Origin of the sequence: Vogesella mureinivorans, assembly GCF_007644035.1 — a bacterium.
GTDB classification, from domain to species: Bacteria; Pseudomonadota; Gammaproteobacteria; order Burkholderiales; family Chromobacteriaceae; genus Vogesella; species Vogesella mureinivorans.
Genome location: NZ_VMTV02001072.1, coordinates 1 through 441 on the forward strand (window position 1 = coordinate 1; position 441 = coordinate 441).

Genomic DNA, 441 nt, shown 5'->3' on the forward strand with positions numbered 1-441 from the left:
CCCAGTTGCCGAGGTGCGGCGCGCAGACGACCAGGCCGCGCCCGGCGGACAGCGCCGCACGGAACAGGTCCTCGCCGGCCACCTCGCGGACCAGGCCCAGGTTCTCGGCCTGCGGGCGGGTCCACAGCCGGCAGGTTTCGGTGAGCGTGCGGCCGGCATCGCGCATCACCTCGACCAGCAGCGCTGCGCGGGCATCGGCGTCGAGCTCGGGCAGGCAGAGCTCAAGGTTGCGGCGGGCGATGCGGGTCTCGCGGTTGTTGAAACGCCGGGCGAGGTCGCCAAGCGCCGCGCCAATCGCATGCAGCGCACGCAGCGGCAAGCGGCCGATGATCCGCATCAGGGCGTGCAGCAGGGCGGCGAGCGCGCGATCGCGGCCGCGCGGTTCGGGGGCGCTGGACATGCGCGGAGTTTAGCCCGGATAGTCCGCCGCCCCTGCCCGCC

1 protein-coding gene is annotated in these 441 nt (G+C 74.4%); it reads right to left on the minus strand.

Annotated elements, in window-relative coordinates:
* Nucleotides 1–400 (minus strand): lysophospholipid acyltransferase family protein (locus tag FLQ44_RS22800; RefSeq protein WP_369126626.1); only part of this gene is annotated, 400 nt, incomplete at its 3' end.
* Nucleotides 401–441: the final 41 nt, after the last annotated feature.